Source organism: Rhodococcus sp. AW25M09 (genome assembly GCF_000333955.1).
GTDB lineage: Bacteria > Actinomycetota > Actinomycetes > Mycobacteriales > Mycobacteriaceae > Rhodococcoides.
This window is the reverse complement of the sequence record NZ_CAPS01000051.1, coordinates 44,350-58,619: the sequence shown is the minus strand read 5'-3', so window position 1 is coordinate 58,619 and position 14,270 is coordinate 44,350. Positions and strand designations below refer to the sequence as shown.

Below are 14,270 nucleotides of genomic sequence, written 5' to 3'. Positions count from 1 at the left end.
CTCGTCCCAACCAGGACGCAAACGCGATGGTAGCTCGGCCCGAAGTCGGTGACAGATGGCCGAAAACGACACGAAAAAACCCCGTCCACGCAGGGCTTCTGCGTCGAACGGGGCCTGATCGAGCTACTGGTCGGAGCGACTACTGATCGTCGATGGCCGAGAGCTTCCAGGAGCCGTCGACCTTCTCCATGTTCACCGTCAACGGGCCCTCGGCGCTGCCCGACGCGACGCCGTTCTGCGTGGCGCTGATGTTCACATTGGCGAGCAGCTCGGCCTTGTCGTCCTCCAACCGCGTGACACCGATGTCCGTCACCATGGCCTCGGTACCCGTACTCGTCTGCACCACAGCAGATTTGGTTGTCTCAGCGGTGGAGTTGAACTCCTCGAGCATCGACTGATTGAGAACAGCGCGGGCCGCATCGAAATCGGCATCGATCGTCTCGGCCTTGTACGTGTACAGGGTCTGCAGCGCATCGGTCGCAGCCGAAGTGACCTCCTGGGTGGCCGCGGAATCCACCCACGCCGCATTGTCGATCGTGGCGAACGGCTTGAACGCGGCAACGGCAGCGAACGCGCCGAGCACCACGGCAATCACCGCGACGACGATCACGTGCTTGTAGCCGATACCCGACACCGGTCCGGAGGACGAGGCGCTTGCGATGGAGTCGGCAGCAGGCTTGTCGACCGAAGGCTTCTCGGTTGCAGTTTTGTCGGTTGCAGACTTGTCGGTTGCAGACTTGTCGACCGAAGGCTTCTCGAGTGACGGCTTCTCGGTCACAGGCTTGTCGGTTGCGGGCTTGTCGAGAACCGGCTCGGTCGGCGGCGGCGTCGCGATGGCCTGCGACTCGGCGGCCGCCGATCCCTCGGCGTCGGTCGACGCCGTGTCGGTGTCGGCTGCAGTCGGCTTCCCGGTGCCGGCCACCTTGCGTCGAACCTTGCTGGTGGTGGTGGGTGGAACGATCTTGCGACGCTGGGGAGGCACTACAGAACTCCTTCGAAACTCACTTCGGTACAGACGGAAAACACCACTGCCGGATTCTCAGTTACCGCCGGAGTCCGGCTGGGGAGCAGGCGTCGCGTCCGTACCGGGGTCGGCCGCATTCGGATCGGCGGCATTCGGATCGGCGGGGCCGCCCGGTTCGTTCGGGATGACGGGGTTTGTGCTGGGGTTGTCGAGCGAGATCCGCGAACCGATCGGGTCGACCTTGTTGGTCTTCCACACCCCGTCGATCTCTTCCATGGCCAGGCTCATCGTCAGCTTGCTGCGCTCGATGCGGTCGGGCCAGGTGGTGGTCGTCGCGATGACCACGAGAGCGGTGGCGGTGTTCTCGTCCGTGCTCAGCTCGGTCAGCGTTCCGTGCAGCACCTCGGCGTCGCTCTTGGCACCGGACTGACGAACCTGGTCGGTGATACCCGACCGCGTCTGCTCGAGGTCGTTGAGCATCAGGTCGCCGGTGATGGACGACTTCATGTTGTCGAACGACTGATCGATGGTGGCCGCGTCGACCGTGTTGAGGTTGACGGCCGCTTGCTGAGCGCCGGTGAGAGCCGCGTCGCGGGTGTCCGCGGTGGGCTTCTGACTCAGCAACGCATTGCCCCAGCCGTATCCTAAGAACACGGCCGCCGCGAGGGCCGCCACGGCGATCACCGTGACGACGGCAAAGAGGATTTTCGCGGTCTTGTTACGCCCTGGAGTCGCTGAGGACTCCAGGGCTTCGGTGCTCGAGTTCACACTTTCCACCCTACTACTCGGTAATATCCGGCCGAACCACTCTCGGCCCGACGATAGTGCTGAGCAGCAGTTCCACCGATTCCACTACTTCGGCGTGACGCCGATCAGCGGTGCCAACTGGGTGGCGATCGGGTTGAGGTTCAACTTCTCGGGATCGACCTTGGGCTTGAGGTCCCACGGCTGCGGCACATCCGGATCGGCGAACACGATGCGGTTCGCACTACGAACACCGGTGACGCTGCCCTGCGGTGTGGCGCAGTTCGCGTCGAGGTTCAGCGGGTAATTCTCCCGAGTCGGATCGAAGTTCGGGTTCTTGCGCTTCTCCTCGTCGAGGATCGCCTGGCTGCCCTCGTAGCCCACCGTGCACGGGGGCGGGTTGTTGGTCTCGAGCAACAGGCCCTGATGGATCGTGCCGTCGTCCGGGACGATGGTGGAGATGCCGGCACCGAGGGCAGGCAGGAACGTCAGGAACGGACGAAGCGCAACGTACCGGGGTTCGGCCTGCGCAGCAACCAGGGCTAGGTTGTTGATATCGGTCGTCAGAGCCGGACCGGCATCGGTGATGAGACCACCGAGCTGATCGCCCGCCGCTGTGCCGGTGTCGATCAGGCGACGGATGTCCGGATCGCTGGACTTCAACTGAGCCGTCACCTCATCCAAGCTGGTGCTGAACTGCCGAATCAGATCCGACTGCTCGGACTGCGTGTTCAGCACTGGCACCGCGTCGCGCACCAGCGCGAGCGTCTGCGGCAGCGCCTCGTTGCCTGCCTCGGAGATGTTCCCGAGCGAATCGACGAGAGACGCAAGATCCGTGCCCTTTCCGTCGAACGCCACACCGAGCTCGTTGACGACTCGCGTCAACGTATCCAGCGGTACCGACCGAACCAGCGTGTTCGCGTTGGCGAGAACCTGTTCCACCGGCACGGGTGTAGTGGTGTCGGCCTCCGCGATCTGCGAACCGTCGACCAGGAACGGGCCCTGGTCGGTCTCGGGTTGCAGGTCGACGTACTGCTCACCGATGGCCGACCTGTTGGCCACGACGGCCTTGGTGTCGGCTGGGATGTCCGGGCCGCCGTCGTCGAGCATGAGCGCGACTCGGATCCCGTCTTCCGTCAGTTCCAGATCTCCGACGGTTCCCACCGGGACACCTCGGTAGGTGACCTCGGCGTTGGAGAAGATGCCACCGGAATCGGCGAGGTTCAGATCGACCTGGTACTGCCCGAAGCCGAGCATGTTGTCCAGTCGCACGTACTTGGCACCGACATAGACCAACCCCACCACAGCGACCACGACGAAGAGGACCAATTGAATGCGAACCAGTCTCGATCTCACTGTCCAACTCCGAATCGCTCGAGCAGATCGTTCAACGGTGCGAACGGATCGGCCGGTGCGGGCGCGGCGGCCGCCGCTGCCTGCTCGTTCGCAGGTGCACCCGGACCGGGAACCGGTGACGGGATGATCGGCGGCAACGGCAGCAGCGAGATCGTCGGCCAACCCGGGCGCGGTCCGTTGCCGTTGTAGTACGGATTCGACGGGTCGACGACGGGCAGCGTGTTGCCGTACTTGGGCTGGATGTAGACCGGATCGCCCTCCCCGACGCCGAAGTTGCGCAACGCAGTTCCGATCGACAGGTCGAGCGAAAGGAACAGGTTCGCCGAGTTGCCCTCGATGATCTTCTCGGTACCGTCCGCGAACGGCAGGGTGGGGATCACCGCGAGCGAGCTCACCACGTCGTCCGCCGAATCGGCCAGGGCCTGGAGCGTGGGGCGTAGTGCCCGCAGGTCCGCGATGAGATCGTCCTTGGAACGGTCGATCACGTCGGTGCCGACGGCTCCGAGACGGTCGAGCGCTCCGAGCATCTCGGTCAGCTGCGGGCGCTGCTGCTCGAGAACCTCGGTGGCGATCGGCAGGTCCTTCAGCACCCCGTCGATCTTGTCGGTCTGCGAGTTGACGCGCCCGCTCAGTGTGTCGAGACCGTCGATGGCGCGGGTGATGTCGTCACGCTGCTGGTTGAGGCCGTCGATGAGGGTGTTCGCTTGCTGCAGAAGCTCTTTGGTTCTGCCTTCGCGACCGTCGAACGCCGTGCTCAGTTCCTTGACGATCGGCGAGAGCTGCCCGACACCGCCGCCGTTGAGCAGCAGCGAGAGCGCACCGAGTACCTGTTCGATATCGGTGGCATGGCGGGTGCGATCGAGCGGGATCGTGGCCCCGTCCTGCAGACGCGCTGCTTCCTCGTCGCCAGGAGGTGCCGAGAGCTGCACGAACTTCTCGCCCAGCAGGTTGGTCTGTTGCACCGATGCGATCGCGTTGGCCGGAAGGTCGACGTCGGAATTCAAGATGACGTTGACGTCGGCGGTCCAGCCGTCGTTCGGGACCGTTATCGAGTCGACGCGGCCGACCGAGACGCCGTCGACCTTCACGGTCGACTGCGGGACGAGGTCCAGTACGTCGTCGAACTGCACCGTCAGGTTCAACGGGTTCTCACCGACGTCGGCACCGCCGGGCAGCGGTATCGCGTAGATGCCGGCCGACGAGCATGCTCCGGCCGACAGCGCCACCACGCACGCACCGGCTCCGACCACCAAAGAACGCTTCACTCGAGCTCGATTCCGATTCACAGAGGTTCTCACTGTCCCCCACCTCCGATGTACGACTGCTCCAGTCCGGGCATCGAGCTGTTTCCGAGCCTGGGCGAGACGACGCCAGGCACGGTGCCGGGAACGGATACGTTCTGCTCGATGTCGTTGGTGAGAACACCGAACGGCAGCACGATCCGGTTCTGGTCGGTGATCGGGGCCTGGATCATCGTGGTGATGTTGGCGCACTGATCGATGATCGGCTGAATCTGCGCACCGAGGGCCTCGAAGCGCGGATCGCCGGGAACGAGCTTGCCGAGATCGAGGAGCTTGCACACGGTGCCGAGCGGATCCTGGGTCTCGTTCTGGAGATTGGCGCGCGTGGCGAGCGTTCCCGACTCGGCGTCGTACGCGTTCACCAGGTTGCTGATGGCCAGCGGCAGCAACGTGAGCGTTTGCACCAGCTGCTCGCGGTTGTCGGCGAGTGTCTGCGTCGGAACCGTGAGACCGTTCGCGGCATCGGTCAGTTGGGTCCGGTTGTCCGCGACGAACGTCGCCACGTCGCCGAGCGAGACCGACAGCTGTTGGAGTGCAGCTCCGAGGTCCTCTCGCTGCCCCGACAGGAAACCGGTCAGGTCGGCCAACTGGGTGTTGAAGTTGCGTACCTGCTGATCGTTGACGGCCAAGGCGCTGACGAACGTCTGCAGGTTCTTGATCGTGTCGAACACGTCGGTGCGCGAGTCACTCAACGTTCGACCGGCGGCCGAGAGCTGGGTGATGCTGTTGCCCAACGCTTCACCGTTGCCGTCGAGGTTGGCTGCACCGGTGTTGACCAGATCGGTGAGAGCGCCGTCCTTGTTCGCGCCGTCCGGACCGAGGGCGGTGGACAGGTCGTCGATGGACTTGTACAGCTCGTCGACCTCGACGGGTGTTGCGGTGCGATCGCGACCGATCGTCGCGCCGTCGGCCATGGTGTCGCCGCCGGTGTAGACGGGCGAGAGCTGGACGTAGCGGTCGGCGACGAGCGACGGGGTGACCTGGACGGCCTTGGCGTCCACAGGAATGTCGACCCCACGGTCGACGCGAAGAATGACCTCCACGTCTTCGCCCTGCGGCGTGACCGAGTCGACCGTGCCGACCTTGACGCCGAGCACGCGCACCTCCGAGCCGGAATAGATGCCGATCGACTTGTCGAAGTAGGCGGTGATCTTGGTCGTTCCGGCCCTGGTGAACAGCCACCAGCCGGCGACCGCGAGGACGAGCGCCACGGTCACGACGACGGCGATCAGCGCGAGCTTGTTCTTGCTTCTCGGTGCTGTCTGCGTGTCTGTCATCAGTTCCCCGCCAACGTATCGAGCGAGGGCTGGCGGTAACCAGGTATCAACGGAACTCCGGGCGGTGTGAGGTTTGCCAGCGTGATGTCTATCCACCGGCCGTTGCCGGTCAGGTTCGTGTACAGCCGAATGAACGGTTCGTACAGCTTCAGCGCACGGTCGAGGTTGTCGTTGTTGCGCTGCAGGATCTCGATGGTGCCGTTGAGCTGCTGCAACATCGGGTTGATGGTGGCCTCGTTGTCGCGAACCAGGCCGGTCAGCTCTTGCGACACTCGCTGAGTGCCGGTGAGCAGCTGCGAGATGGCCTGCTGCCGATTGTTGAGCTCTTCGAGAAGCGGGCCCGCGTCGGTGATCAGTTGGTTGAACTGCTCGTTGCGGTCGGCCAGCACCTTCGAGGTCTCGCCGGTGGCCTCGAACAGCTTCTTCAGTTCCTCGTCACGGCTGGCCACGGTCTGCGATAACCGAGTCACACCGTCGAGCGAGGCACGGATGTTCGCAGGCGTCTCGGAGAACGCCTCGGACAGGGTCCGCATGCTCGTCGCCAGCTGATCGGTGTCGATGTCGCTGATGGTCGAGGCCGCAGCGGAGAACGCGTCGATCACGTCGTACGGGGACGTGGTGCGCTCGAGCGGAATCGGGTCCTTGGGGCTCAACGTCTCCGGACCGCTCGGGTCGAGCGCCAGATATTTCTGCCCCAGCACAGTCTTGATGGCGATGGCCGCTCGCGACTCGTTGCCGACCCAGGCGTCCTTGACCGTGAAGTCCACGAGCACCCGGTCGCCGTCGAGACGCACATCGGTGACCTTGCCGACCTTCACGCCCGCGATACGGACCTCGTTGGGCGGCTTGAGCCCTGCTGCCTCGCTGAACTCGGCGGTGTACACCGAACCCGCACCGATGATCGGGAGCCGGTCGAGAAAGAAGACCGACATCGTGGCGAGCAGGATGATTGCGATACCGAGCGCACCGATGGTGGCCGGACTACGACGAGATTTCATTGCTTGATCCCCCCAGCTTTGCAACGCGCTGCGGAGTTCGTGTACAGCGGCTGGTTGACGGTCGGCAGCCCGGTCGGCAGATTCAGATTCGGCGAACTACCCGGTCCGGCGACGATGTCGATACCGCACAGATAGAAGGTGAACCAGGATCCCTGCTGGGCCGTGCGAATGAGCTTCTCGAGCTTGACGGGCAGAATTCCGAGGACCGTGTCCACGTCGTCGCTTCGTCGGTTGACTGTCTCGGCCAACGTGTTCAACGCAGTCACCGAACCCTGGATCGACGGCCTGGTCGGCTCGAGCAGGTCGGCGGTCGCGTTGGTCAGGCCGGCGAGCGACGTCACGGCGGAGCCGACGACACCACGGTCGGCCGACAGGCCCGAGACGAGCTGCTGCGTGTTGACGATCAGGCTGTCGAGCTGCCCGTCGTTCTGGTTCACCGTCTCCAACACGTTGTTCAGATTGGTGATGACCTGCCCGATGACCTGATCCTTGTCGGCGACGGTGTTGGTCAGGGTCGCCGTATTGGTGACCAGTTCATTGATGGTGCCCGACTCCCCCTGGAACACCTGAATGATCTGGTACGACAGCTTGTTGACGTCATCGGAGCTGAGCGTGGTGAACAGCGGGCGGAAGCCGTCGAAGAGCGTGGTCAGGTTCACCGCAGGCTTGGTCCGCTCCAACGGAATGGTGGCACCGTCGGTGATCTTCCGACCCTGGTCTCCCGAACCCTGCTCGATGGCGATGTAGCGCTGGCCCACCAGGTTCCGGAATCGGATGGTCGCCGTCGAACTGGCCGGGAGCCAATCACGACTGCTCAGAGTGAAGTCCACCTTGGCTTCGCGCTCGTTGGCGATCTCGATCTTGTCGACCTGGCCGACACGAACGCCCGCGATACGAATCTCGTCGCCCTCGTTGAGAGACGTGACGTCGGTGAACACAGCCGAGAACTTGGTGCCGCCGCCGCCGCTGGAATTGGCGATGGTGAAGGCAAGGGTGGCCGTAGCAGTGATCGTGATCACGGCGAACACGACCAACTTGATGATCGGCGCGAGAAGGCCTCTCATGGCACGGTCACCTCCACTCCTCTCAGTGCCGGTGCGCCGATAGCGGCCGCCCACGACGGAATACTGTCCGGTGCAACACCACTCGCCTGTCCGTAGATCACGGCCAGAGTGTCGCGCTCGAAGTCGGAGCCCTCGTAGCTCGCCGGCTGCGCGGATGCGGAGACGGCGGGAACGATGGAACTCTGGGCAGACTTCGGTGGTCCCTGTCCTTCGATCACCTGCGGGCCCGGGTTCCGGGTCGGCACCTGGTAGGAACCGTCGTTGATCGAGCCTCCCGGATACTGCGGGAAGAACTCCCCCGGCGCCGCGGGCTCGAAACAGGTGGCTCCGCGATCGTCGAACAAGCGCGGCTCGTCCTGGTTCGGCAAGTAACGACCCTTCGGGTTGACGAACGGTGCGGAGACGTTGATGCCGGGGTACTCGTCGCCCTCACCGAGTACGACTTTTCCGCGCCTGGCACCTTCAGCGAAATAAGTGAACGTGCAGCCGAACGTCGGGGAGAACTCGGCCAGCAGCTCGAGCGCTTCCCGAGAGTTCGCGGCCAATCCGATCAGGTTCTCGGAGTTGGTCTGCAGAAAGTCCGCAGTGGTGTACGACGCCGAGGTCAGGGAGCCGTACAGCGTGTCGAGGCTGGACTGCCGCTCGACCACGGTGTTGCCCGTCGTCCGCAAGTTGTCCAGCGCCGAGACCAAGTCCGGTGCCGCGTCTGCGTAGGTCTGCGAGAAGTCGGCCAGCCCGACCAACGTCTGCTGGATGTTCGGCAACTCCGTGTTCAGACCCGACACGATGTTCGTCAGGTTGTCGATGGTCTGGCCCAGTTGCTCACCGCGCCCGCTGAGGCCCTGCGCCAACGACCCGAGGGTGTTCGCCAGATCCTGTGGCGGAATCGCCTGCAGCAGTGGAAGCAAGCCGTCGAGCAACTGCCCGACCTCGATGGCGTTTCCGCTGGTGTCCTGTTTGAGGACCGTGCCCTCGGAGATCGGCGACGCCGCATCGTTCTCGGGCACGATCAACGAGACGTAGCGCTCACCGAACAGTGTCTTGGGAAGCAACCGTGCCGTCACGTTCGACGGAATCAGCGGTGCCTTGTCCGGATCGATGGCGAGCTGCGAGGTCACGACGCCGTCGACGGTGGACGCCGAGCGCACCTCGCCCACGATCATTCCGCGCACCTTGACATCCGCGTTCATCGGCAGCGCGTTGCCGACCGAGTCGGTTTCGAGGCTGACTTTCACCACATCTTTGAACGTCTTGTTGTAGGACGTGATGCTCCACCCCAGGAACAGGATGAGCACCAGGAAGAACGCCAAACCGAGGAGTACTCGCTTCAGTCGCGACGGCGAGTCGATCATCCCGCAACCCTCACTGTGGTGGTCGTGCCCCAGATGGCGAGGCTCAAGAAGAAGTCCAGTACGGCGATCGTGACGATCGCGGTACGAACGGCACGGCCCACTGCGACGCCGACACCGGCAGGTCCGCCAGAGGCGTGGTAGCCGTAATAGCAGTGGATCATGATCAGGACGAAGGCGAATATCAGCACCTTCAAGAACGAATACAACACGTCTTCCGGAGGTAGGAAGAGGTTGAAGTAGTGGTCGTAGGACCCCGTGGACTGCCCGTTGAAAACGGTGCTGATCCCTCGGGATGCGACGTACGACGCCAACAGCCCGACGATGTACAGCGGGATGACGGCCACGAAGCCTGCGATCATGCGGGTGGTCACGAGGAACGGCACGCTGGGTACGGCCATCACCTCGAGCGCGTCGATCTCCTCGGAGATTCGCATGGCACCGAGCTGGGCGGTGAAACCACAGCCGACGGTGGCCGAGAGTGCCAGTCCTGCGACAATCGGCGCGATCTCACGGGTGTTGACGTACGCGGACAGGAATCCGGTGAGCACGGAGCTACCGAGCTGTTCGAGGGCTGCATAGCCCTGTAGACCGACGACGATGCCGGTGAAGCCGGACATCATCACGATCACGCCGATGGTCCCACCGATGACGGCGAGCGCACCGCTGCCGAAGGTGACCTCCGCCAGCAGGCGGAGCACCTCCTTCTTGTAATGCACTGCGGTCTTGGGAATCCACCCGATGGCCCGCAGGTAGAACGACATTTGCTCGCCTGCGCGGTCGAGCACGTTGAGCGGGGCGTTGCCGACGCGCTTGACGCGCATCAGCGTGCGGTCACCGCGACCTCTTGCGATCGTCATCGCGGTTACGCTCCCTTCGCTGGGACGACCTGGAGATAGACCAGGGTCAGGATGAGGTTGGCGAAGAAGAGCAGCAGGAACGTGATGACAACCGTCTGGTTCACTGCCTCGCCGACGCCCTTGGGTCCGGGGTTGGGATTGAGGCCCTTGTAGGAGGCGATGATGCCCGCGATGAGTCCGAAGATTGCTGCTTTCGCCTCGGCGACATACAGATCCGGCAGCTGGGCCAAAAACGAGAACGACGCCAGATATGCACCGGGGGTGCCGCCCTGGAGGATCACGTTGAAGAAGTAGCCGCCGGCGATGCCGACGACCGAGACCAGGCCGTTGAGCAACAGTGCGACGAGGATCATCGCGAGCACTCGGGGAACGACGAGACGATGTACCGGGTCGATACCCAGCACTCGCATGGCGTCGATCTCCTCGCGGATGGTGCGCGAGCCGAGGTCTGCAGTCACAGCAGAACCGGCAGCGCCGGCCACCAGCAGTGCGGTCACGATCGGACTGCCCTGCTGGATGACCGCGAGCACGCTGGCCGCACCCGTGAACGACTCGGCACCGAGCTGCTTGATGAGCGATCCGGTCTGCAGCGCCACGACCGCGCCGAACGGAATGGCGACGAGCGCCGTCGGCAGAATCGTGACGCTGGCGATGAACCAGGCCTGCTCGATGAACTCGCGGAACTGGAACGGCCTACGGAAGGTGTTGCGAACCACCTCGACGAACAGTTCGACGATATTGCCGGCTTGTGTCAGAGCGGCGCTCGCCGGAGCGAACGCGGACTTCTTCGATCCCCCCATGTCTGCTATTGACCCCGACCTTGTGTTGGAGCTTGGTAGCCCTGCTGATCATGACCTTGCCCGCTGTAACTCTGCTGGTCGTAACTCTGCTGGTCGTAACCCTGGTGGTCGTAACCCTGGTGGTCGTATCCCTGCTGGTCGTAACCCTGCTGCTGGTCTGCATACGCGGGGTAACGCTGACCCGGGTCGGTGGTGTCGAGGCTTTCCTGGATCGCAACCTGGGCATTGTGCGGCAGGGTGTGCATGATCTGGCGGACGCGCTCCTGCCTACGCCCGACGGCTTCGCGCACCGGAGTTCCGGGAGTGGCCTTCATCTGCGGCACGATGCCTTCGACGTCGTCGACGCCGCCGGCGTGGTGGCCGGCGTCGACCATGGCCTGCTCCTGCGCCATCTGCGCCTCGTCCTTCTCCTCCGACATGCCGATCGGACCGATCATCGTTCCGTTGAGGAACTGCTTGACTACCGGCTCGTCGCTCGTCAGGAGCACCTCGCGGGGGCCGAACATGACCAGCTGGCGACGGAAGAGCATGCCGATGTTGTCGGGCACCGTCCGAGCGAGGTTGATGTTGTGCGACACGATCAGGATCGTGGCGTCGATCTCGGCGTTGATGTCGATCAGGGTCTGCGAGATGTACGTAGTGCGAACGGGATCGAGGCCGGAGTCCGGCTCGTCGACCAGGATGATCTCGGGATCGAGAACCAGAGCGCGGGCGAGACCGGCGCGCTTACGCATACCGCCGGAGATCTCGCCGGGCAGCTTGTCCTCGGCACCGAGCAGACCCGTCAGTTCCAACTTCTCCATGACGATCTTGCGGATGTCGGACTCGGACTTCTTCGTGTGCTCGCGGAGCGGGAACGCGACATTGTCGTAGAGGTTCATCGAGCCGAACAGTGCGCCGTCCTGGAACAGCACCCCGAAGAGCTTCCTGATCTCGTAGAGCTCACGGGAGGAGCACTGCAGGATGTCGGTTCCGTCGATGAATATCTTGCCCTGTTCGGGACGCAGGAGGCCGATCAAGGACTTCAGGAAGACCGACTTGCCGGTACCGGAAGGACCGAGGAGCGCACTGACCTCACCCTTCGGCAGGGTCAACGTCACGTCCTGCCAGATCTTCTGTACCCCGAAAGACTTGGTCAATCCCTCGACCGAAACCTCGACTCCCACGCTGACCTCCACAATTCGTACACATCGACCCGGATGTGGGTTGTGTCACTGTATCCCATGCACGTGTCCGCACCGACACGGGAGCTTACCGCCCAGTAAGAACTTCCCCGAGTCAGGCTGTAGAGCTTGCATCAGTGTGGCTCATCTCACGCGACACGGTCGGCGACTCGCCAGAACTGTGACAAGTCCCTGCGTCACAAAGCTGTGACACGCCACAAACAATGACCGCCGAAACCCTTCGGAATGCTTTGGACTTCGGCGAAACCGAGTAAACAGGGGCACAAGGCCGGTGTCACGCGATTTGCAGGAGTCCGTGATCGATCACAACGGTGCACCCCGTGCGGTGTCCGAGAACAGAAGAAGGGCCGTCCCCACCGAGGTGGGAACGGCCCTTCTTGCGCTCGTGCGTTCAGAGCACGAAGCACGACTGCAACGAAGCGGTCCTACTTGACGGAGATCTTCGCGCCGGCAGCTTCCAGCTTCTCCTTGGCGGCGTCGGCTGCGTCCTTGGCAACCTTCTCCAGAATTGCCTTCGGAGCGCTCTCGACGAGATCCTTGGCTTCCTTCAGGCCCAGGCCGGAAACGACCTCACGGACGACCTTGATGACCTGGATCTTCTTGTCGCCGGCCGACTCGAGGACGACGTCGAACTCGTCCTGCTCTTCAGCAGCCTCGGCGGGGGCTGCGCCGCCGCCTGCAGCAGCAACGGCGACGGGGGCAGCTGCGGTGACCTCGAAGGTCTCCTCGAATGCCTTCACGAACTCGCTGAGCTCGAGGAGAGTGAGCTCCTTGAACTGGTCGAGCAATTCTTCGGTGCTGAGCTTCGCCATGGTGGCGGGTCCTTCCTGTAAGTACCTAACCGCTGATCCGCGGCATGGTGTTGATGGTGTGGAGCTGAGCTGTACGCCAATACCAGCGGATCAGCTTTCGGCGGGAGCTTCCGCCGGTGCTTCTGTTTCTGCAGGTGCCTCGGCTGCGGCGGGTGCGCCGGCAGCCTTCTTCTCCTGCAACGCGAACGCCAGACGCGCGAACTGCGATGCGGGAGCGTTGAACAGGCCTGCAGCCTTCGACAAGTTGCCCTTCATGGCGCCGGCGAGCTTGGCCAACAGGATTTCGCGCGACTCGAGGTCTGCGATCTTGTTGATCTCTTCCACGGACAGCGTTGCGCCGTCCATGTAGCCGCCCTTGACGATCAAGGCCTTGTTGTCCTTCGCGAAGGCCTTGATGGCCTTCGCTGCGTCGACCGGCTCGCCCTTGATGAATGCAATGGCGGTCGGTCCGACGAACAACTCGTCGAGGCCGGTAATACCTGCCTCGGCCGCTGCGCGCTTGACCAGGGTGTTCTTGGCGACGGAGTACGTGGCACCTTCGCCGAGCGCACGCCGGAGCTGAGTCAGACCGGACACCGACAGGCCACGGTATTCCGTGACGACGGCAGCCGTCGAACCCTTGAACTGTTCGGTGATCTCCGATACTGCTGAGACCTTTTCGGGCTTTGCCATACTTCGCCTCCTCTCGTGGGAAGTTGTGTCGATCGCGAGAGGGCCGGAAAACGACGAACGCCCCGGCGCAAGAAGCACACGGGGCGTGAACGAGCAGGCAGTCGCGAGGACTGCAGACAGGTTCCCTACCTCGTTCTCCTGCGTGGGCCGTCCGACACGATCTCGGACCTTCAACCGCGCAACTCCCGGAAGTGAATCCTTCGAGAAGGCGGTGACCAACGGTCTTGGGTAGAACTTGATTGGGCGGTCTGGACCGGAGTGCGAGCACTCGTGATCCGAACCGTTGTTCAGGTTACAACATCCTCCGCGTCAACTCCAAAACGCTGGGCTATTGCCGCACTCCGTAGACGACGAGGTTGCGCTCGTAACTGCCCACCGAGGCGTCGAAGTCGCCCGAGCACGTGATCAGCCTGATCTCGTCGGTGGGCACCGCCCCGAAGACCTGCACCGTCGGGAACTCCACTTTGCCGTAGTCACCGATCTCGTCGATGCGGTACTCGGCTCGGCCACCCGCCTCGTCGTCCACCGCAACGACATCGCCGATTCCGAGTTCGGACAATCGATCGAACACCGCGGGACCGGTCGTCGAGTCGACGTGCCCGGCTATCACCGTCGGACTGCCGATCGCGCCGGGTCGGCCACCTCCGGTGAACCACCCGACGTCGTCGTAGTCGGTGGGCACCTGCATCTCCCCCGATTCGGTGAGACCCAGTTCGATCAACGGCTCGTCCAGACCGATGTCCGGGGCGCTCACCCGCGCAGGGGCCGGTCGCGCCGAGTCCGCCGCGGGCGCAGTCGGGGCAGCACCCGACGACGGCTGCGAGGACTCAGGGGCGGCCGGAATCGGGGACGCCACCGGGGACGGTGGCGGTGGTGAGGAGCACCCCGC

Annotated in this window: 14 protein-coding genes; all 14 read right to left on the bottom strand. The window is 63.6% G+C overall.

Features of this window, described 5'->3' with window-relative positions; genetic code table 11:
* Positions 1-139: 139 nt before the first annotated feature.
* The 14 genes from RHODMAR_RS27495 to RHODMAR_RS09590 all read right to left on the bottom strand — a co-directional run bounded on the left by RHODMAR_RS27495 (position 140) and on the right by RHODMAR_RS09590 (position 14,237).
* Complete coding sequence (locus tag RHODMAR_RS27495) at positions 140-982, bottom strand: hypothetical protein (protein WP_008713877.1); 843 nt, start codon at positions 980-982, stop codon at positions 140-142.
* A 57-nt stretch (positions 983-1,039) separates the two neighbouring features.
* Entirely contained in the window at positions 1,040-1,732 is a 693-nt protein-coding gene (locus RHODMAR_RS09650; protein WP_008713876.1) for a hypothetical protein, read from the bottom strand.
* Positions 1,733-1,816: 84 nt separating this feature from the next.
* Complete coding sequence (locus tag RHODMAR_RS09645; protein ID WP_008713875.1) at positions 1,817-3,064, bottom strand: MCE family protein; 1,248 nt, start codon at positions 3,062-3,064, stop codon at positions 1,817-1,819.
* A complete protein-coding gene (locus RHODMAR_RS09640; RefSeq protein ID WP_008713873.1) occupies positions 3,061-4,329 on the bottom strand; it encodes an MCE family protein in 1,269 nt (422 codons plus the stop codon). The genes RHODMAR_RS09645 and RHODMAR_RS09640 overlap by 4 nt, the downstream gene beginning before the upstream one ends.
* A gap of 29 nt (positions 4,330-4,358) precedes the next feature.
* Positions 4,359-5,642, bottom strand: coding sequence for an MCE family protein (locus RHODMAR_RS09635; protein ID WP_008713871.1), 1,284 nt, complete (start codon positions 5,640-5,642; stop codon positions 4,359-4,361).
* A complete protein-coding gene (locus tag RHODMAR_RS09630) occupies positions 5,642-6,640 on the bottom strand; it encodes an MCE family protein (protein ID WP_008713869.1) in 999 nt (332 codons plus the stop codon). The genes RHODMAR_RS09635 and RHODMAR_RS09630 overlap by 1 nt, the downstream gene beginning before the upstream one ends.
* A complete protein-coding gene (locus RHODMAR_RS09625; protein ID WP_008713867.1) occupies positions 6,637-7,704 on the bottom strand; it encodes an MCE family protein in 1,068 nt (355 codons plus the stop codon). The genes RHODMAR_RS09630 and RHODMAR_RS09625 overlap by 4 nt, the downstream gene beginning before the upstream one ends.
* Entirely contained in the window at positions 7,701-9,056 is a 1,356-nt protein-coding gene (locus RHODMAR_RS09620) for an MCE family protein (RefSeq protein ID WP_008713865.1), read from the bottom strand. The genes RHODMAR_RS09625 and RHODMAR_RS09620 overlap by 4 nt, the downstream gene beginning before the upstream one ends.
* Complete coding sequence (locus RHODMAR_RS09615; RefSeq protein WP_008713863.1) at positions 9,053-9,913, bottom strand: MlaE family ABC transporter permease; 861 nt, start codon at positions 9,911-9,913, stop codon at positions 9,053-9,055. The genes RHODMAR_RS09620 and RHODMAR_RS09615 overlap by 4 nt, the downstream gene beginning before the upstream one ends.
* Before the next feature lie 5 nt (positions 9,914-9,918).
* Positions 9,919-10,713: an MlaE family ABC transporter permease gene (locus RHODMAR_RS09610; RefSeq protein WP_008713860.1), complete on the bottom strand. Its 795-nt coding sequence runs from the start codon at positions 10,711-10,713 to the stop codon at positions 9,919-9,921.
* 5 nt (positions 10,714-10,718) lie between these two features.
* The gene (locus RHODMAR_RS09605; RefSeq protein ID WP_008713858.1) at positions 10,719-11,879 is read right to left on the bottom strand and encodes an ABC transporter ATP-binding protein; all 1,161 of its coding nucleotides are present in this window, start codon (positions 11,877-11,879) and stop codon (positions 10,719-10,721) included.
* A gap of 443 nt (positions 11,880-12,322) precedes the next feature.
* Complete coding sequence (rplL, locus tag RHODMAR_RS09600) at positions 12,323-12,709, bottom strand: 50S ribosomal protein L7/L12 (RefSeq protein WP_008713856.1); 387 nt, start codon at positions 12,707-12,709, stop codon at positions 12,323-12,325.
* Positions 12,710-12,799: 90 nt separating this feature from the next.
* Positions 12,800-13,381 (bottom strand): 50S ribosomal protein L10, encoded by a 582-nt coding sequence (gene rplJ, locus RHODMAR_RS09595; RefSeq protein WP_008713855.1) that lies wholly within the window; start codon positions 13,379-13,381, stop codon positions 12,800-12,802.
* A 328-nt stretch (positions 13,382-13,709) separates the two neighbouring features.
* Positions 13,710-14,237 (bottom strand): class F sortase, encoded by a 528-nt coding sequence (locus RHODMAR_RS09590; RefSeq protein WP_157226042.1) that lies wholly within the window; start codon positions 14,235-14,237, stop codon positions 13,710-13,712.
* Positions 14,238-14,270 lie beyond the last annotated feature (33 nt).